Source organism: Pedobacter ginsengisoli (genome assembly GCF_002736205.1).
Lineage (GTDB): Bacteria > Bacteroidota > Bacteroidia > Sphingobacteriales > Sphingobacteriaceae > Pedobacter > Pedobacter ginsengisoli_A.
This window is the reverse complement of record NZ_CP024091.1, coordinates 4,708,871-4,727,218: the sequence shown is the minus strand read 5'-3', so window position 1 is coordinate 4,727,218 and position 18,348 is coordinate 4,708,871. Positions and strand designations below refer to the sequence as shown.

Below are 18,348 nucleotides of genomic sequence, written 5' to 3'. Positions count from 1 at the left end.
ATACTATCTCTCTGCCAGATGGGCCGCTACGCCAATCTTAATTTCTCCGAAAGAATAATCCCGTCCCAAATAATCTCTGATAGGATTCATCTGCAATGTTTTTAACTCTGTTATAGCATCCAGTATTTTATTAAGTTTTCTGGCCCCGATTATATCTTTTGCTGAAATCTCCTGTTTAGCAACATAATGCGCAAGGTGACCTTCAATAGTACCAATTACCATTTTGCGCTCGGCTGCAATTTCAGGTATAGTTTTCCCCTCTTTTAGTAATACAAGCGACAATTCTTTCGTATCCACCTTAGGCGCCTTCTCTACTTTTGCCTTACTGCCGGTCGATTTTGCTTTAGCAGGTTTAGCTTTCTTTTCTGTAAAATCAAGTTTACCGGGCATAGCAAATACCTTTTCCATCTGCGATGCTCTCTTTGCCTGATCAATCAACTCATTAACATCCTTTCTGGTAAACTCTACCCCATTTATGGTCGCCCTTAATAAAGCTGTTGCCTTACTAATTTTTTTCACCTGCTCATAAAACAGTCCCTCCATTTCTAGCAATTCCGTTAAAAAAGCCACCACCTGCTTATCTTGCTTAACCAGTTCCATACGCTCAAAGATCCGCTTTGAAAATCCGGACAATAATGGGTTAAAATAATTCTCGGCAGCAGCGGTTCTGTCGAATAGCACAGACAAGCCTTCTTCGGTTTTATCTTGAGACAATCGCTTTATCTGAGCCAGAAATTTATTTGCATTGGCTTTTACCTCGCCAAGATCCTTTAATAGTTGCGCAGCCCATTTATGGTGCTTTTGCTTAGCAGATTTATTTATATCCTTAGTATAAGAATGCACATGCTCGTAAACGTAATTATCAAGCGTATTTAAATCAAAACACTGTAATAGGTAAGAACGTAAAAATGCATCACTCTCTTCTTTTATTTGCGCTTCCAATCTGGCAGGTTCCTGCTTATTTCGGGAGAAGAAAGATACATTCTGATCCTGTCGGATGCCCGATCCCGAGATCAGAGAAGTAAGTATCAAACCATTCAATGAGCGCAAACGTGAAAGCGCCACATAAATCTGACCAGGGGCAAAAGCATTTCCAATATCAATAATCGCCTTTTCAAAAGTTAAGCCCTGGCTTTTATGTACTGTAATTGCCCAGGCCAATTTAAGCGGGTACTGAGTAAAAGTTCCGGCCAGATCCTCATGAATTTCACCAGTAACTTTATCAGTAGTATACTTTATATTTTTCCAGGTATATTTTTCTAAAATGATCTTTTCATTACTGCCCTCTGCCTGTACCTCAATCAGGTCAGTCTTTAAAGCAGTAACAATAGCTATTTTACCATTAAAAAAGCGTTGCTCACCAGTAGGATCATTTTTAATAAACATTACCTGTGCGCCAACCTTTAATTCTAAAATATGTTCTGCCGGATACGAATACTCGCTGAAATCATCTTCAATTTTTGCCGTATATAAATACGAAACAGCATTTAGCTCTTCAAGGCTTTGCTTATTTAGTGCATCGGCCTTATTATTATGGGTAGTTAAGGTAATATACTTGTCGTTTATCGAAGGTTTAAAATCGGCCTTGTAATATTTTTCAAGCAACGTTACATCCTGGGCGGTCACGGTATTATTACGTAAGTTATTAAGCAGGTTTATAAAAACTTCATCGGCCTGCCTGTAAATTTTTTCCAGTTCTATATATATCGGCGGATGGTTTTGCAAAGCAAGGGCATCAAAGAAATATGCGCTTTTATAAAACTGCCCAAGCATATTCCATTCGTTTGATTTTACCACAGGAGGCAGCTGATGCAAATCACCAATAAACAGCACCTGAACACCTCCAAAACTTGCCGAATTGTTTCTTCTGATATATCGTAAAACCATATCAATTGCATCCAGCAAATCTGCACGCAACATACTCACCTCATCAATAATCAGCAACTCCATATCAACAATAACCTTGCGCTTTGCTGCAGTCATATTTAAATGTCTTACAATAGACTTTGGTGTATTATATTGCTGATTATAATGGTCTCCCTCTGCATCAGGTTGTTTTGGCAAATAAGCTCCAAAAGGTAGCTGAAACAATGAATGTATTGTAACACCCGCAGCATTTATAGCCGCTATACCTGTAGGAGCAGCAATAACAGCCTTTTTGTGTGTAAGCTCAATTAACCTTCTTAAAAAAGTTGTTTTACCTGTGCCCGCTTTTCCCGTAAGAAATATATGCTTGGAGGTATAATTTACAAACCTTGCAGCAAGTTCAGCAGGATTAGCACTTTCAGAATTCGACATGGCACAAAGTTAACAAGAACTTACTACTTAAACCTAATCGGTAAAAAATGCGTTACAATCAGCATTTTAACATTCTTTAACAAACTTTAACAATTCTACAATTTAATTACTAAACTTTTAGTTATATCTTGCGCTCAACAAAACTCCTAACATGAAATTAACCTCTCTAACACTCCTGCTAGTGCTCAGCTCGATGTTATTGTTTGCACAGAACCCGTATTCTATTAAGGGGGCCGTGGTAGATACCGCCGCCACCTACAAAATGGTAAACACAACGATAACAGTATTAAACCAAAAAGATTCTACACTTGTAAAGTATACCCGGGCTACTCCCGAAGGAACGTTTGCCTTAAACAATTTAAGATCCGGAAAATTCATTCTCATGGTAACCTATCCTGGTTACGCCGACTATATTGAAAATTTCGAATTAGACTCTGCAAAAACAAGCAGAGATTTTGGCAACATCAATGTAATCCTGAAAGCCACATTATTAGAGGGCGTAATTATTCAGGGAAAGGCAGCCGCAATTAAAATTAAAGGCGATACCACAGAATATAATGCGGCCAGCTTTACCATACAACCCAATGATAAAGTAGAAGATTTACTTAAACAATTCCCCGGATTTCAAATTGATAAAGACGGGAAAATTACTGCTCAGGGGCAAACAGTTCCTAAGGTACTGGTAGATGGAGAAGAATTTTTTGGTGATGACCCTACACTGGTTACCAAAAATCTTAGGGCCGACATGGTTGATAAAGTACAGCTTTACGACAAGAAAAGTGACCAGGCTACCTTTACAGGAATTGATGATGGAGTCAAAACCAAAACCATTAATATCAAATTAAAAGAAGACAAAAAGAATGGCTACTTTGGAAAAGTTGAAGGCGGCCTCGGGACAGATAAATTCTATAAAAGCCAGGCCATGTTTAATGCTTTTAAAGGCAAGCAGAAGTTTTCTGCCTATGGCATATCCGGGAATACCGGCCAAACGGGATTAGGCTGGGGGGATAGAGATAAATACGGAGGCTCATCAAGCAATATGGAATTTGGCGACGACGGTGGAATATACTTCTACGGCGGTGGCGATGACTTCGAGAATTTTGATGGACAATACAATGGTCAGGGTATTCCATCTGCTCATAGCGGTGGTTTACACTATGAAAATAAATGGGATAGTGATAAACATGCCATCAACTCGAACTATAAGATAGGTTCGATAGGTGTTGAAGGAACCAGAGATAACCTGACTCAAAACAACTTGTCTAATGGTGTTACAAATAGTAGCTCTCATCAAAAGTTCGATAACCTTATGTTCAGGCAAAAAGCTGACTTCACTTACACTTTAAGACTGGATACAACATCAACCTTAAAAATATCAGTTGACGGAACCCTAAAAAACAGCAAAACAAGAGATAATTTCATATCATCAACCTTAAGAGAAAACAATTCATTACAAAACTCTACCGACAGGGAACTAAGCAACGATGGCGATCAGAAATTATTCAATGCAAGTGCCTTATGGACAAAAAAACTGAAAAAGAAAGGAAGAACCCTCTCGGTGAATATCAGACAAACCGTAAACGAAAACCAAACCGAAGGTTACCTAAATTCAACCAGTGAATTCTTTAACGAACTGGGCGAGAAAACTCAAACAGAAGCAGTAAATCAGTTCAAAACCAACAACACCCATAACCAGACGTTTAACTCTAACATTACTTATACTGAGCCACTATCTAACACATTAAAACTTGCATTAAGTTATGGCCTGAGCATTAATAACAGCAATTCCGATCGTAAATCATTTAACCAAACTGCATCTGGGGAATATGATGATCTGGACAGAGAGTTTAGTAATAACTTTGATTTGGATCAGCTTTCAAATCAAGGAGGTATTACCTTTAATTACAAGAAAGATAAATCAACCATCAATGTCGGAACTAAAGTAAGCAGCGTAAGATTCCAGCAATTTGATGCTTATACAGACAAAACTTTCAAAAGGAATTTCATGAACTGGAACCCACAGGTATCTTATCAATACAGGTTCTCTCAGCAAAAATCTTTATACTTTAGTTATTATGGTAATACCAATCAGCCAACTATTGACCAGATCCAGCCAATCAGGGTAAATACCGATCCATTAAATGAAACCATTGGTAACCCTAACCTAAAACCTTCCTTCAGAAGTGGCCTTAATTTATATTACAACTCTTACAAAATACTAAGCGATCAGTACGTATATCTAAGTGGTAGCTACTCTTTCACAACTAATCCGATAGTAAACCACACAACAATTGACCGCCTTGGAAAGAACTTTTATCAGTCTATTAATTTAAGCGACAAAAGTCCTTACAATTACTACTTCAATTTTGGAACAAGCAGAAAAATTAAGCCTATAGATATGAGTGTAGGTATTAACCTTAGCTCAAATGGAAATGTGAACTACACAAGGGTAACAGATACTGTTAGAACAGAATTAAATACCACCAAATCATTTGGATACTCAGGAAGCCTAAACATATCCAAATACAAAGAGAAAAAGTATGATTTCCGAATTTCAGGAGGCCCTAGTTATAACATCATTACCTCGTCTTCCAGAAACAATTCAAACAACAAAGGGTGGGGTTTTCAGGGTAACGCGAACTTCAATATATACCTGCCTGGCAAAATACAAATTGGCTCAGATGGGAATTACCAGTTTACTGCAAAAACCCAAACCTTTAATGAAGACTTAGAGCGCTTTATATGGAATGCCAGCATATCCAAAAAGTTCTTTAAACAAGATAACCTAAGAATTTCACTCTCCGGAAACGATTTACTTAACCAAAACGTTGGCTTCAGCAGATATGCCAGTGGCAACATGGTTACGCAAAACAGTTATACAACTATACAAAGATATTTTATGTGCACAATTAGCTGGGACTTCAGCAAAATGGGCGGATCAGTTCCTACTAAAAAATAAGAATATGAAACACAAACTAATTATACTCAGCTTCTTGTTATTAAATATAAGCAACCTGTTTGCACAAAATGTAAGATTTGCTACAGATGGCGTAATAGAATTCGAAAAGAGCTCTAACATGTTCGCCATAATGAAAAGGCAAATGGAAAAAAGTTCCAGTGGATTTATGCAGCAAGCATACGAAGCTTACAAAAGGAACCAGCCACAATTCAAAGTATTAAAAAGCACCCTTACCTTTTCTAAAGATAAAACTCTTTTCACACCCATAGCCGATGACAATAACTCAAGAAATTATTTCTTTAGCGACCCATCTACAGGGCAATGGAATACGATATATACCGATTTAGCCTCAGGCATGTATACCACTCAAAAAGTAGTATACGAAGAAACCTTTCTGGTAAAAGACACTACTAGAAAAATAAACTGGAAAATTACAAGCGAATTAAGGAACATTGCGGGATATGAATGTCGCAGAGCAAACGCCGTGATTCTGGACTCTATTTACGTTGTGGCTTTTTATACGGATAAAATTCCTGTATCAGGAGGTCCTGAATCATTTACTGGCTTACCTGGAATGATCCTTGGTGTTGCACTTCCTCATGAAAACATAACATGGTTCGCTAAAACGGTAACAGATAAACCCGTTGCCCCAAATGAATTAAAAGTACCGGCTAAGGGCAAAGCGGTAAACAACAAAACCTTAAGAGAAACCATTAACTCTGCTTTAAAAGATTGGGGAGACTATGCTCAATCAGCGCTAAAGGCTTTTCTGCTTTAATTTACCAGCAGTTTATATCCCTTACCATGAACATTAAGAATCTCTACCTTAGGGTCTTCCCTAAGGTATTTTCTTAGTTTACTTAAAAACACATCCATACTACGGCCATTAAAGTAATTGTCGTCATGCCAGATACTCAATAAAGCTTCTTCACGCGTAAGAACAGCATTCTTTTTTAAGCATAACAACTGAAGGAGTTCAGCCTCTTTAGTCGACAGTTTTTGCTGTTGCCCTTTATAATCTATAAGCTGTGTGGTATAATCAAAAGTATAGTCGCCAATTTGAAATAGTGTTTGTGCCGAACCAGACTCTGGCGTTTCTTTTACTGCTACACGCTTTAACAGGGCATTTATCCTTAACAACAATTCTTCAATTCTAAATGGCTTTGTAATGTAATCATCGCCACCCAAATCATATGCTGATGCCTTATCTTCCATCATAGCTTTCGCAGTAGCGAAAATAATAGGCACTTCCTGATTGATCTTCCTAATCTCTTTACCTAGTGTAAATCCATCCTTTTTAGGCATCATCACATCAAGTATACATAGGTCAAAATCCTGCTTCGTAAAAGCCCTTAACCCTTCATCACCATCAACACACAGTACAACGTCAAATTTGCCTTTAAGCTGTAGGTAATCCTGTAAAAGAAGCCCCAGATTCGGATCGTCTTCTACCAATAAAATTCTTTTCATGCGTTGTGTCGTTAATTATAGTTTAATGGTAAGCTTATTTCAAATACAGTTCCTTTATCCTTTTCACTGTGCACTTTTATTGTTCCGCCCATCTGATTAATAATGTCCTGCACATAGTTTAATCCTAAACCAAAGCCTTTTACATCATGCAGGTTTCCGGTGGGCACCCTGTAAAATTGATCAAAAATACGTTTGGTCTGATCTTTAGTCATCCCTATCCCTTCGTCTGCAACTTCAATAATTAGGTTTTTCCCTGTATTTCTTGTACTAATGTCTATTTTAGGGATTTCTCCACTATATTTATTTGCATTATCAACCAGGTTATAAATTACATTAGATAGATGCAATTCATCGCCATAAATTATTGGATTTTTGGCATCCAGGTTCAGGTTAACTATGGCATTTCTTTTCTGTAGCTGGAGCTCCATACTATCTACAACTGTAGAAAGCACATCATTAATATTTACCTCTGCATATTCTAACTTTAATTCCTTTTTTTCTAATCTGGCTATACTTAAAACGCGCTCTATATGATTCCCAAGGCGAACATTTTCGTCGTATATAATACCAGCTAACCTGCTAATTCGGCTCTTATCTTCAACAACCTCCGGATCCTTGAGGGCCTCGCTGGCAATCATAATTGTGGCCACCGGAGTTTTAAATTCATGAGTCATATTATTAATGAAATCCGTTTTCATTTCAGAGATCTTTTTTTGTTTCATTATTGCATAAATGGTATAGGCAAAAATAAAGATCAATACAAACAGTAACGCGGCAGAAGAGGCCATAGTAGCCCACATATTACTCAGAATTAAAGAGTTTTTATCGGGAAAACTAATATAAAGCATTCCCGGATCCCTGATAATATAGCTATAAAGAGTAGCCTTGAATGTATTTTTAGGCAAAACATGATCTACATTGGTTGATGCTTTTACATAAACTAAAGAATCCTTTTCTGCCAAACTAACCCAAAAATCATAATTCAGCGTTATATTTCTATTTAGAAGTTCTCTTTGAATTAAAGTATCTAAACTTTCCTTCGATATCATCTTGCTTAGAGGCACATTCGCTTCTCTCATTTCCTGAGCAACATCTTTAACCTGGGTTAAGATATCAGAATCGCCTTTTAAAGGAATAGTATCAGACATCAATCTATTCAGTCCATCATCATACCTTCTTTTGGCAAGATTATTTTCAAATTGAAATTTGCGGCCAAGCTCATTGCTTACTGTTGGCACGCTAATTAGTACACTTTTTCCTGTTGCAGGGTTAATAGCATGGTACCTGATTGTATCTGGCAACTGATTGGAAGCAATGATAAATGATTTTGTCTCCTGTGGTACAAAGGTAGATCTGTACCGACCATTAATCATGTTCCCGTATTCATCCAGACCAACATTTACATCAACATGTACAGGCGACTGCAATGGGTTATTCAAATCAGACGCAGCAAGATATTCGGCTTCGGTAATTAAAATTGGATTAGCGTAGGATTTCTTAATTTCTAAATCATTCTGATTTAAGTCGGCAACAATTAATTTTCGCTGTTCTAACAATCGTTTTTGTTCCTGATCTTTAAATCGCTCCTTGTATTCTACCAATCGTTGTGCCTGACTGCGAACCTCTGCCTCACGGTCACGCTCCAGATCCCTGTTTCTCTTATTAATGTAAAGTGCGGCATTTCGCTTCTGCACCTTATTCACCACACTATTAAGCGCCTGATTTACATCCTGTTCAAAAAGCTGTGATTTAAGATTATACGCCTCCCTTATATAATACAATTGCATTACAAACACCCCAAGCAAAGCTATGGTCATAAGGCCGGTAATTAACCAAAGGCTTCTTTTTTTCATATCGGATATTCAAAATTAACGAAGCATTAACACAAAAGCTTGAATTTAACAAATTTTAACAGTCAATTTGACCTCGAGTTTTCTATTCACCCGGACATAAGCCGGGCGATGCCCCCGTTAAATCCGCACCAAACACGGTTAATGTTTGGCTTTGTTTGTGATCTGATTACTATAAAATGTTTAGCAAAAAAAAAATGCCGCCCTGAATCAGGACGGCACGGTGGTCAATTTGTTTATTTAAAAAAGATCTTTAGAAAGGAAGATCATCTTCCTCGCCCGGCGCGCTGCTTAAATCAGCTGGCGGAGCATATGCTGGAGTAGCTGCTGCGGCACTATTTGTTAATGCGTTAATGCGCCACACTACTAAACTGTTAAAATAAGATGTTTTTCCGGTTTTATCTGTCCACGGACGACCACGTAAATTGAATGCAACTTCTACATCGTCTCCTGGCTTTAAGCTATCAAATAAAGCTGTTTTATCTTGTAAAGCCTCAAACCTGATGTATTCAGGATAAGTAGGGTTTTCTGCATATTCTATGATAAGGTCGCGTTTCTTAAAAGTCTCACTCACCTGCTGTAATGCACCAATTTCATGCACTTTTCCTTTTAATTCCATAACAAATACTATTTTATTCTACTACGAAGTTCAAATCTCTATATTTTTATTGATAACTTCGTACAATTAATTATGCAAGTTTTCCACACAAAAAGCAAGGTTATCATAACCTGCAATAAGCGCCTGTCGCAGTATTTATTAGATGAAGTTAAAGCCCTTGGCTATGATGTAGTAAGGGATTTCCCTACGGGGGTAGAATTAAACATCACTTTATCTGAATGTATTAGGCTAAATCTAAATTTAAGGTGTGCCAGCCAGATTTTATACTGTTTAAAAAGCTTTAAAGCAAAAAATCCGGAAGAGCTTTACGGCGAAATGGTGAATATCCCGTGGGAAGAATTAATTGATTTTTCAGGGTATTTTTCTGTTACTTCAAATGTGGATAACCCAACTATTACTACTCCGCTTTTTGCCAATTTAAAGGTAAAGGATGCAATAGTTGATCGTATTAAAGACAAAAAAGGCATTAGGCCTAATTCAGGTTCTGATGCCAACAAAGCCGTAATCCATTTATACTGGAAAGATAATGATGCAGACGTATTTATTGATACTTCGGGCGAAACACTTGCTAAGCACGGATATCGTAAAATTCCGGGAAAAGCCCCTATGTTAGAGGCGCTTGCCGCCGCAACGGTATTAAGCACACAATGGGATCAGAAATCTCCTTTTGTAAATCCAATGTGTGGTTCAGGAACATTGGCAATTGAAGCTGCCCTGATTGCAACCAATCGCAGGCCAGGTTTATTTAGAATGAACTATGGTTTTATGCACATTATGGGTTACGATGAACAGATATTTTTTGCTGAAAGAAGGATTCTGAAAGATCAGGTAATAAAAAATATTGAACTTCAGATCATCGCTACTGATATTTCTGAAGATGCAGTAGATGTAAGTCGCAGAAATGCAAAAACAGCCGGAGTCGATACATTGATTACTTTCGAAGTTTGTGATTTTGCTGAAACAATGGTTCCTGAAGGCGGCAAAGGCGTGGTTGTATTTAACCCTGAATATGGTGAGCGTTTAGGGGTGCATTCTAAACTGGAATTAACCTACAAGCGCATGGGCGATTTTATGAAACAGAACTGTAAAGGATATTTTGGATATATCTTTACCGGAAATCCTGATCTGGCCAAAAAAATAGGACTGAAAGCTACAAGAAAAATAGAATTCTACAACGGAAAACTAGATTGTCGTATGCTTGAATATGAGTTGTATGATGGCTCACGAAGACCTGAGGGAGAAAGGCCGGTTAAAGACTAAGCCAATGAACCCTATAATTGAAAAAACAATTGAGTTTGTTAAAGAAACATTAGCAGATGCAGAGGCGGGTCACGATTGGTTTCATATAGAGCGCGTTTACAAAACTGCTTTAACAATTAACGAACAAGAAAAAGGCGATGAATTAATTGTTGCACTGGCTGCGCTGTTACATGATATAGCAGATCCGAAATTTAATGATGGCGATGAGGAAATTGGTCCGCGTATAGCAGGCGATTTTCTTAAAAGTATAGGTGTTGATTCATCAATTATTGAACATGTAAAGCAGATCATTATTAATTTAAGCTATAAGGCCAGTTTAGGAACCGTTACTTTTCATTCAAAAGAACTCGACATTGTTCAGGATGCGGACCGGCTGGATGCAATAGGCGCCATCGGAATTGCCCGTGCATTTACTTATGGGGGCTATAAAAACAGGGTACTTTATGACCCTGAGGTTAAACCTAACCTGAATATGAGTAAAGAAGAATATAAAAATAGTACGGGTCCTACTGTTAATCACTTTTACGAAAAACTCTTTTTGCTTAAAGATTTAATGAAAACCCCGGCAGGAAAAAACATAGCTCAAAAACGCCATAATTTTATGCAGGAATATCTTGATCAGTTTTATAACGAGTGGGCCGGAATGAAATAAAATAATTGTAAATTGCCTGCACCTGTAAGCGCTCTATCTTACAGTTAATTTGGATAAAACAATGAAATTAAGTGTATTGGTTTTAATTGCCGCATTAGCCGTTGGTATTTCAATAGGCCTTGTAAATTTCTACTTTCAGCATAGCTGGTATTTTATGCTGATGTCGTTTGGCGTATCATTTTTAACCTGTTTTATTGTTTTCTATTATTTGCTCGAAAAATACATTTACTCTAAAATAGTACTTATATATAAGCTTATTCACAACTTAAAACTGGGTAAGGATTTAAAAGATGCGCTTGGAGAATATGTGAGCTCCGACCCTATTAACGATGTTGAACAAGAAGTAAAAGAATGGGCAGGGGCCAAAAAGCGTGAAATTGATGTTTTAAAGAAACAGGAGCAGTTCAGAAGAGAATTCCTATCTAACGTTTCGCATGAATTTAAAACTCCTCTTTTTGCTATACAAGGCTATATAGATACTTTGCAAGATTGTCTTGTGGATGATCCCGAACAAGCTGCCAAATTTTTAACTAAGGCCGGCAAGAATGTTGAAAGGTTAAGTTATTTAATAAATGATCTTGACTCCATATCGAAGTTAGAAACAGGTGAAATTCCGATTAATTACGAGAAATTTGACTTTGTTCTGCTGGCAAAAGAGGTAATGGAAGGCTTAGAGGATAAGGCAAAACTTAGAGAGATAACCTTGTCTTTTAAGGAAAAATACACCCATCCGGCATTTGTAAATGCTGATAGAGAAAAAATCAGACAAGTAATGATTAACCTGATTCAGAATTCTTTAAAATATGGCAGAGAACACGGAGGCTCAACCGCTATAAAGATCTTTGAACTTCATGACCAGTATTTAATTGAGGTTACTGATGATGGAATAGGCATCGACGAAAAACACTTGCCTCGCTTATTTGAGCGTTTTTATAGAATTGATTCGCACAGATCGAGAGAAGAAGGTGGTACAGGCTTGGGATTAGCTATTGTAAAACATATACTTGAAGCTCATCAGCAAATTATATCTGTAAGAAGCACTTTACAGATCGGAACAACATTTGCCTTTACACTTGAAAAGGTTGGCTAACCATCCTAATTCGCTTAGTTAAAAAAACTTAACACTTAACATTAACTTAACATTGTACTCATACTTTTGTATCATATTTTATAAAAGATGAATAGTATTTTTAAGTTCTTCACCCCTAAAGACAAAAAGTTCCAACCGCTATTTGAACAGGCTGGAAGTAACGTATTAAAAATTTCTGAAGCGCTATTGCTTGCATTAAGTGCAACTGATGTAGAAAAAAGAAAAGAGTACATTAAGGAAGTTGAACGTTTAGAGCATGTTGGAGACGACATTACTCATTCGATTTTCCTTGAACTTAGTAAGAACTTCATCACTCCTTTTGACAGGGAAGATATCCACGCGCTAGCTAGTGCGGTTGATGATATTGCTGATTACATTCATGCTTCGGCCAGTAACATTGAATTATACAATGTTAAAAATGTAGGTGATGCAATGATCAAACTTGCTGAGCTTTTGGTAGAAATGTGTACCGATTTGGATAAAGCAATCAGAGAATTAAGAAGTTTTAAAAATATTCGCGTTATTGCCGATGCCTGTGTAAGGATTAACAGCGGTGAAAATCAAGCCGACTATGTTTGTAATTTAGCAATTGCCCGTTTGTTTGAATTTGAAACCAATGCTATTGAATTGATCAAACAAAAAGAGGTGTTACAGACCCTTGAAATGGCTACTGATAAATGTGAAGATGCGGCTAATGTGCTGGAATCTATTTTGGTAAAGAACGCTTAAACCTTCAAAAAATGGTAACTACCTTATTGGTTGTTGTAATTATCCTCGCAATAGGATTTGATTATATAAATGGCTTTCACGATGCAGCAAATTCAATTGCTACCATCGTTTCTACAAAAGTGCTTTCTCCTTTTCAGGCAGTGCTATGGGCAGCGGTATTTAACTTTGCTGCTTATTTTTACTTTACAGATCATAAAGTGGCTAATACCATAGCCAAAACTGTTGTTGAGAATTTTATAACACTTGAAGTTATCCTGGCAGGCCTTATTGCTGCCATAACCTGGAATCTTTTTACCTGGTGGTTCGGTATCCCTTCAAGTTCATCGCATACGTTAATTGGTGGTTTTGCTGGTGCTGGTATGGCAAAAGCAGCTACAGTAGGCGCAAGCGTAATGTCGGCAATTAACCTTGCCCCAATTTTAAAAGTTGTTGCCTTTATTGTTCTGGCTCCTGTAATTGGTATGATCATTTCGGTTATTATTTCGATTATCATTTTGCATATTTCCAAAAATGCAAGGCCATCTGTAGCTGAGAAGTGGTTTAAAAGACTACAGCTAATCTCTTCTGCGGCCTTAAGTTTTACCCATGGTGGTAATGATGCTCAAAAAGTAATGGGTATCATTTATGTTTCTATGGTGGCGGCAAATGCTTTAAAGACCGGAGACCCAATGCCTGAATGGATTCCTATTTCATGTTATGCTGCAATTGCATTAGGTACTATGAGTGGTGGATGGAAAATTGTAAAAACCATGGGTTCTAAAATCACTAAAGTAAATGCTTTTGAAGGTGTAGCTGCAGAATCTGCAGGTGCAGTAACCTTAGGTATTACAGAACATTTTGGTATTCCTGTTTCTACTACACATACCATTACCGGCTCAATTGTAGGTGTTGGTTTATTAAAAAGAGTATCGGCAGTACGCTGGGGAGTTACCGTTAGCTTGCTTTGGGCATGGGTATTAACTATTCCGGTTTCTGCAACACTAGCTGCAATTGTTTACGGAATTATACACTTGTTTTTTTAATACTCAATTGTAAGAAATACGATCGGATGTGCAGTGTCCTGCACATCCCAATCTGGCCCTGTTTGAATCAACCGAATCAGCTCATTATTGAATCTTTCTGAAAAGCCACGTATTACTGTGATATTTATAGGTCTGAAGTCTTTGATTTCAAATCTGAATTCGACAGATTGTCCCTGCTTTGCATCTGTTATATAATTATTATTCTCGCTCAGGTAACTATTAAACTTTGGCCAGCCAGTTATAGGATGAGTTGCTTTTGATGTTTTTGCTGATACGCCTTGCACAATCTGATTTTGACGAGCTACTGGAACATCATTAATATTTTTACTATTTATAGTGAACCTTACAGCATAAGGATCATTAAATTCATCTTGAGGAGTTGCAAGGCCTCTTATTCTAATTTCTCCCCTTACTCCGGGTGCACCTAAAGCCTGTGGAGCTTTCTTTTTCCCATAAGCAGCAACAACAACTTCATTTAATGCGGCGCTTGAATCATTTGATGTTCTTGCTACAGAAATAGGCGCCGCCGCTACAGTTGCTTCAGCAGCAGGAGCTGTTTCGGGGCTAGTTGTTATAGATTTTGATTTAGCCTTTGAATTGGCTGCATAACTGTTAGTTTTAACAGCTTTTATAGCTTTATCAATTTCAGTAGCAGTTTTATCTGTGCTTTCTGTTTTAACTGTTGCTACAGCACCTGCATTTTCGATCATACTATCACTGCTTGGTTTTGGAGCTATGTTTACATCAATTTTTTTGGGTTGTTTTGAAGCCATGTCTTGATAGTTGACTTGCTTCATCCAGAAAATAATACCAACAGAGATAAATATAACCGCTGCGGCTGCGGCAATACTTAGCCGTTGCCAGGTAATTACTGTCGCTTTTTTAGCAGAATGGTGCTCAGCAACACGTTCATGCAATTGTTTCTGGAGCAATGAAAGTGACTCTAAGGATCGTTTAGGCGACATACTTAAGCCAGCCAATGCCTCTGCTACAAAAGGATCTTCAAGCGCTTCACGCTCAACCCTATTCATAGTTTTGGCATCGAGCTTACCATCAAGATAATCTTCTAAAACTGCTATATCTAACCAATCGTTATTCACCACTATTCTTTTCTATACAAATTTTTAAGTTCCTTTTACCATTTTGGATATAGCTCTTAACTTTCAGCATATCGTAGCCGGTAATATCCGCCACTTCTTTATAACACTTCTCTTGCAGATAGAACAAGTTTACACTTACGCGTTGCTCTTCGGGAAGTGTTTCCATACACTTTTCCATAACGGTAAGTTTCGTCTCTTTTGTATCATCAATATCAAGATGCACAAAATCTGTGTTTTCCACAAAAGTATCTTCTAATGAAACAGTTGTATTTTTTGAATTCTTGCGAAGCGTCATTAAGCAATGGTTACGGGATAGTACATGTAACCAACTTTTAAAATTCTGTACTTCATGAATTTTAAGCTTAACCACAAGCTCTTCAAAAATCTGCATTACTGCATCTTTACTCTGCTCTTCGTCTTTTAAATAGTTTAAACACACACCAAATACAAGGTGCATGTATTTATTATAAAGTATGCCCAAGGATTCCAGATCGCCGCTATGCCTGTAGTGCGCAATTAAAGCAGCATCGTCCTGCTCCTGGATTCTGGCGTTATTCTTTATAAACTTCAAAGGTCTTTCAGGTATAATTTTCTCAAGTATAAAAATATTTTTCGAGACTGGTGTGGAATTTCTGCAAAGCTTACATCATTTAGAAAAACCAGATGATTATGAAAAAGCTATTGTTCCCAATATTTATTGTTTTACTGTTTGCCGCATTCAAGACTCCCAGAAATACTGTTAGAACTATTACAGGAATAGTTACGGATAAGAATAACAAAACACCTCTCGCCGGGGTATCTGTATTTTCACTAGATAAGAGGATTAGTACAATGACAGGTAAAAACGGATTGTATACTATCTCCGTTCCTGAAAATGAACAAACTTTAACATTTGAATACATCGGTTATAAATCTTTCACATCAAAAATCACAGGTACCGTGCTAAATGTTAAATTGGAAAAACAAATGGTGTCCTTGAGGGAGGAAGTAATAGTTGGTTATGCAAAGATGGCAATGACTGGAGCACCCGGATCAAGGGGTACGATGGCAATTAGGGGCATCAATCAGGCGAACGTTGTAATGGACGTACCCGTTTTAATCGAGTCATCAGAATCTTACGCATCAATAAAAGAAAACCAATTCAGGAACGCTATCAAAAATCCGCTTTCAACTTTCTCAATTGATGTAGATGCCGCCTCTTATACTAATATACGAAGATTCATTAATAACGGGGGACTACCACCTGCGGATGCGGTAAGAATAGAAGAAATGATCAATTATTTTGATTACGATTACCCACAGCCAAAAGGCAAAGACCCGATTAATATCGTAACAGAAATAGCCGATGCGCCATGGAATACAAGCCATAAACTGGTAAAGATAGGCTTACAGGGCCGCACGATTTCAACTGAGAAATTGCCCGCTTCAAATTTGGTTTTCCTTATTGATGTATCAGGTTCAATGAACCAGGCAAATAAACTTCCTTTACTTGTTTCATCATTTAAATTATTGACTGATCAGCTCAGATCTTCAGATAAAGTAGCCATTGTAGTATATGCAGGTAATGCAGGCCTGGTACTGCCATCTACCCTGGGCGATCAGAAGATTAAAATTAAGGATGCGCTGGATAAGTTAAGTGCAGGAGGATCTACTGCAGGCGGGCAAGGAATAGAATTGGCTTACAAAGTGGCATCTGAAAATTTCATCAAGGGTGGGAACAACAGGGTTATACTTGCTACTGACGGGGATTTTAACGTCGGTGCATCCAGGGATGATGACATGGAAAAGCTTATTGAGAAAAAACGTAAAAGCGGGATCTTTTTAACTACTCTGGGTTACGGAATGGGTAATTACAAGGATAGTAAGATGGAAGTTCTTGCCAACAAAGGCAATGGAAACTATGCTTATATTGACAATATCACAGAAGCAAGAAAAGTTTTGGTCAATGAATTTGGTGGAACCCTGTTCACTATTGCCAAAGATGTAAAGCTGCAAATAGAGTTCAATCCATCGAAAGTGCAATCTTACAGATTAATTGGTTACGAAAACCGTATGCTAAAAGCTAAAGATTTTAATGATGATCAAAAAGATGCCGGAGAGCTTGGATCCGGACATACAGTAACAGCACTGTATGAAGTTATTCCTGTTGGCGTTAAGAGTACTTTTTCGGGTAGTGTAGATGATTTGAAATACCAGAGTAATAGCAAACCTGTTGTTCTGGGAAATAGCAAAGAACTTTTAACGGTTAAACTACGATATAAACAACCAGATGGAAGCGTAAGCAAGTTAATTGAACAACCTGTAATTGATACCAGTGTTCCATTTAACAAAACCAGTAACAATTTTAGGTTCAGTGCTGCTGTTGCTGAATTTGGGATGCTATTAAGGCAATCTGATTTTCGCCAGAATTCAAGCTTTGACCAGGTAATCAGAAATGCACAAAATGCAGTTGGGAATGATAATGAAGGTTATAGGTCTGAATTCATCAAATTAGCTAAATCAGCCAAATTATTGGCTAAAGATTTGTTAAGTTTGGAGGATAAGACAGCATTGAATGAAAAAAAATAAACTTTACCTGCTTGCATTAGCAGTAGCAACATTAAGCAGTTGTGATGTACAGAGCCAGGCTCAGATTGGAAAGATACTAAATCAGGTTCAAACAGGTGGTACCCCTACAACAACTGAAATGGGTTTGGGGATTAAGCAAGCTTTAGAGTTAGGCACATCACATGGTGCTGATCTGCTTTCGGCAAAAGATGGTTTTTTAGGAAATATGGCTGTTAAAATTCTTTTTCCACCTGAAGCACAAAAAGTGGAAAAGACCCTTCGAAGTGTTGGCTTAGGCTCGCTTGCTGATAATGTAATTACCAGTTTAAACAGAGCAGCAGAGGATGCAGCTAAAGAAGCTAAACCAATATTCATATCTGCAATTAAACAAATGACAATTGCAGATGCGACCAATATACTGCTTGGAAGCAAGGATGCTGCAACTATGTATTTTAAAAGGGTTACTACAGCCCAGTTAATGGAAAAATTTAAACCTGTTATTACAACAAGCTTAAACAAGGTTAGCGCTACAAAATATTGGGGCGATGCTGCCAATCAATATAATAAAATTCCTTTGGTAAAGCCTGTATCTACAGACCTTTCTGACTATGTAGCACAAAAAGCTATAGATGGAATGTTTATACAGGTTGCCCAGGAAGAACTTAAAATTAGGGATAATATAGGGGCAAGATCTACAAGCTTACTGCAAAAAGTATTTGGTTACGCTGACAAGAAAAAGTAGCGGGTATATT

15 protein-coding genes are annotated in these 18,348 nt (G+C 37.6%); 9 read left to right on the top strand and 6 right to left on the bottom strand.

Annotated elements, in window-relative coordinates; translation table 11 throughout:
• Positions 1–3 precede the first annotated feature (3 nt).
• Positions 4–2,298: a helix-turn-helix domain-containing protein gene (locus CPT03_RS19795; RefSeq protein WP_099440447.1), complete on the bottom strand. Its 2,295-nt coding sequence runs from the start codon at positions 2,296–2,298 to the stop codon at positions 4–6.
• A 151-nt stretch (positions 2,299–2,449) separates the two neighbouring features.
• On the opposite strand from CPT03_RS19795, the gene CPT03_RS19790 reads away from it, so the two are divergent.
• Both CPT03_RS19790 and CPT03_RS19785 read left to right on the top strand, forming a co-directional pair.
• Positions 2,450–5,257 carry an outer membrane beta-barrel family protein gene (locus CPT03_RS19790; RefSeq protein WP_099440446.1) on the top strand — a complete coding sequence of 936 codons (2,808 nt, stop codon included), beginning with the start codon at positions 2,450–2,452 and terminating at the stop codon, positions 5,255–5,257.
• Between the two features lie 4 nt (positions 5,258–5,261).
• The gene (locus CPT03_RS19785) at positions 5,262–6,035 is read left to right on the top strand and encodes a GLPGLI family protein (protein WP_099440445.1); all 774 of its coding nucleotides are present in this window, start codon (positions 5,262–5,264) and stop codon (positions 6,033–6,035) included.
• Here the strand turns inward: CPT03_RS19785 and CPT03_RS19780 are convergent.
• The 3 genes from CPT03_RS19780 to CPT03_RS19770 form a co-directional block, all read right to left on the bottom strand.
• The gene (locus CPT03_RS19780; protein WP_099440444.1) at positions 6,032–6,727 is read right to left on the bottom strand and encodes a response regulator transcription factor; all 696 of its coding nucleotides are present in this window, start codon (positions 6,725–6,727) and stop codon (positions 6,032–6,034) included. The two genes, CPT03_RS19785 and CPT03_RS19780, sit on opposite strands and share 4 nt — an antisense overlap.
• Before the next feature lie 11 nt (positions 6,728–6,738).
• Entirely contained in the window at positions 6,739–8,580 is a 1,842-nt protein-coding gene (locus tag CPT03_RS19775; protein WP_099440443.1) for a sensor histidine kinase, read from the bottom strand.
• Between the two features lie 250 nt (positions 8,581–8,830).
• Positions 8,831–9,196 (bottom strand): DUF3127 domain-containing protein, encoded by a 366-nt coding sequence (locus tag CPT03_RS19770; RefSeq protein ID WP_099440442.1) that lies wholly within the window; start codon positions 9,194–9,196, stop codon positions 8,831–8,833.
• A gap of 72 nt (positions 9,197–9,268) precedes the next feature.
• Here CPT03_RS19770 and CPT03_RS19765 point away from each other — a divergent pair, with 72 nt between their 5' ends.
• The 5 genes from CPT03_RS19765 (at position 9,269) to CPT03_RS19745 (ending at position 13,949) form a co-directional block, all read left to right on the top strand.
• The gene (locus tag CPT03_RS19765) at positions 9,269–10,456 is read left to right on the top strand and encodes a class I SAM-dependent RNA methyltransferase (protein ID WP_099440441.1); all 1,188 of its coding nucleotides are present in this window, start codon (positions 9,269–9,271) and stop codon (positions 10,454–10,456) included.
• 4 nt (positions 10,457–10,460) lie between these two features.
• Positions 10,461–11,108: an HD domain-containing protein gene (locus CPT03_RS19760; protein ID WP_099441197.1), complete on the top strand. Its 648-nt coding sequence runs from the start codon at positions 10,461–10,463 to the stop codon at positions 11,106–11,108.
• 61 nt (positions 11,109–11,169) lie between these two features.
• Positions 11,170–12,198: a sensor histidine kinase gene (locus tag CPT03_RS19755; RefSeq protein ID WP_099440440.1), complete on the top strand. Its 1,029-nt coding sequence runs from the start codon at positions 11,170–11,172 to the stop codon at positions 12,196–12,198.
• A gap of 87 nt (positions 12,199–12,285) precedes the next feature.
• Positions 12,286–12,927 carry a DUF47 domain-containing protein gene (locus tag CPT03_RS19750; protein ID WP_099440439.1) on the top strand — a complete coding sequence of 214 codons (642 nt, stop codon included), beginning with the start codon at positions 12,286–12,288 and terminating at the stop codon, positions 12,925–12,927.
• Between the two features lie 11 nt (positions 12,928–12,938).
• Positions 12,939–13,949, top strand: a complete 1,011-nt coding sequence (locus CPT03_RS19745; RefSeq protein WP_099440438.1) for an inorganic phosphate transporter — start codon at positions 12,939–12,941, stop codon at positions 13,947–13,949.
• Here the strand turns inward: CPT03_RS19745 and CPT03_RS19740 are convergent.
• Positions 13,946–15,049, bottom strand: a complete 1,104-nt coding sequence (locus CPT03_RS19740) for a hypothetical protein (RefSeq protein WP_099440437.1) — start codon at positions 15,047–15,049, stop codon at positions 13,946–13,948. The two genes, CPT03_RS19745 and CPT03_RS19740, sit on opposite strands and share 4 nt — an antisense overlap.
• Positions 15,042–15,620 (bottom strand): RNA polymerase sigma factor, encoded by a 579-nt coding sequence (locus tag CPT03_RS19735; RefSeq protein WP_099440436.1) that lies wholly within the window; start codon positions 15,618–15,620, stop codon positions 15,042–15,044. Before CPT03_RS19735 ends, CPT03_RS19740 begins: the two co-directional genes overlap by 8 nt.
• A 98-nt stretch (positions 15,621–15,718) precedes the next feature.
• Here CPT03_RS19735 and CPT03_RS19730 point away from each other — a divergent pair, with 98 nt between their 5' ends.
• Together CPT03_RS19730 and CPT03_RS19725 are read left to right on the top strand one after the other, a co-directional pair.
• Positions 15,719–17,617: a YfbK domain-containing protein gene (locus CPT03_RS19730; RefSeq protein ID WP_099440435.1), complete on the top strand. Its 1,899-nt coding sequence runs from the start codon at positions 15,719–15,721 to the stop codon at positions 17,615–17,617.
• Positions 17,604–18,338, top strand: coding sequence for a DUF4197 domain-containing protein (locus CPT03_RS19725; protein ID WP_099440434.1), 735 nt, complete (start codon positions 17,604–17,606; stop codon positions 18,336–18,338). The genes CPT03_RS19730 and CPT03_RS19725 overlap by 14 nt, the downstream gene beginning before the upstream one ends.
• The last annotated feature ends 10 nt before the right edge of the window (positions 18,339–18,348 follow it).

Bases quoted from the DNA above. Each gene is read 5' to 3' on its own strand.
- CPT03_RS19795 (WP_099440447.1), bottom strand. From the start codon at position 2,298: ATGTCGAATTCTGAAAGTGCTAATCCTGCTGAACTTGCTGCAAGGTTT.
- CPT03_RS19790 (WP_099440446.1), top strand. From the start codon at position 2,450: ATGAAATTAACCTCTCTAACACTCCTGCTAGTGCTCAGCTCGATGTTA.
- CPT03_RS19785 (WP_099440445.1), top strand. From the start codon at position 5,262: ATGAAACACAAACTAATTATACTCAGCTTCTTGTTATTAAATATAAGC.
- CPT03_RS19780 (WP_099440444.1), bottom strand. From the start codon at position 6,727: ATGAAAAGAATTTTATTGGTAGAAGACGATCCGAATCTGGGGCTTCTT.
- CPT03_RS19775 (WP_099440443.1), bottom strand. From the start codon at position 8,580: ATGAAAAAAAGAAGCCTTTGGTTAATTACCGGCCTTATGACCATAGCT.
- CPT03_RS19770 (WP_099440442.1), bottom strand. From the start codon at position 9,196: ATGGAATTAAAAGGAAAAGTGCATGAAATTGGTGCATTACAGCAGGTG.
- CPT03_RS19765 (WP_099440441.1), top strand. From the start codon at position 9,269: ATGCAAGTTTTCCACACAAAAAGCAAGGTTATCATAACCTGCAATAAG.
- CPT03_RS19760 (WP_099441197.1), top strand. From the start codon at position 10,461: ATGAACCCTATAATTGAAAAAACAATTGAGTTTGTTAAAGAAACATTA.
- CPT03_RS19755 (WP_099440440.1), top strand. From the start codon at position 11,170: ATGAAATTAAGTGTATTGGTTTTAATTGCCGCATTAGCCGTTGGTATT.
- CPT03_RS19750 (WP_099440439.1), top strand. From the start codon at position 12,286: ATGAATAGTATTTTTAAGTTCTTCACCCCTAAAGACAAAAAGTTCCAA.
- CPT03_RS19745 (WP_099440438.1), top strand. From the start codon at position 12,939: ATGGTAACTACCTTATTGGTTGTTGTAATTATCCTCGCAATAGGATTT.
- CPT03_RS19730 (WP_099440435.1), top strand. From the start codon at position 15,719: ATGAAAAAGCTATTGTTCCCAATATTTATTGTTTTACTGTTTGCCGCA.
- CPT03_RS19725 (WP_099440434.1), top strand. From the start codon at position 17,604: ATGAAAAAAAATAAACTTTACCTGCTTGCATTAGCAGTAGCAACATTA.